Origin of the sequence: Komagataeibacter intermedius TF2, from assembly GCF_000964425.1 — a bacterium.
Classification (GTDB): Bacteria; Pseudomonadota; Alphaproteobacteria; order Acetobacterales; family Acetobacteraceae; genus Komagataeibacter; species Komagataeibacter intermedius.
Window position 1 is genome coordinate 1 of sequence record NZ_BANF01000230.1, and the last position, 459, is coordinate 459.

1 protein-coding gene is annotated in these 459 nt (G+C 54.9%); it reads left to right on the forward strand.

All coding sequences use genetic code 11. The features are described 5' to 3' along the window. Positions 1-459: transposase (locus B7449_RS16575; RefSeq protein WP_148431377.1), on the forward strand; the 459-nt coding region annotated here is incomplete at both ends.

Below are 459 nucleotides of genomic sequence, written 5' to 3' on the forward strand. Positions count from 1 at the left end.
TGTCCGGAAATGGGTGACGACGCGACAGGGTATTTCCACGAAACCCATTTCTTCCGCGTATGTCTCGCCCCCTCTGGGGCGCAAACTTGCACGCCTTCTTCTTGCAGATGATCCATTGTCTGCTGGACGACAGGACGGGCTACTTGTTCCTGCCCTTCTGGAAGCCGAACCGCAACTCGCTGTCACGCTCTGCTGGCTCAGGAAAATGCAGAACCTCCTCTGTAAAAAGGAGGACACCAGAAAGGAAGGCGATCTGAAGGCCCTGCTGGAAGAAGGGAAAACGACGCTGCTATCGCGTTTGATACCTGCGCTTGAACGGGATGCTGCTGCCATTGAAGCTTCTCTCGTCACACCATGGACAACCAGCCCGGTTGAAGGACAGATCAGCCGATTGAAAATGATCAAGCGAACCATGTTCGGAAGAGCAGGCTTCGAACTCCTCAGGGCTCGTGTCCTCCA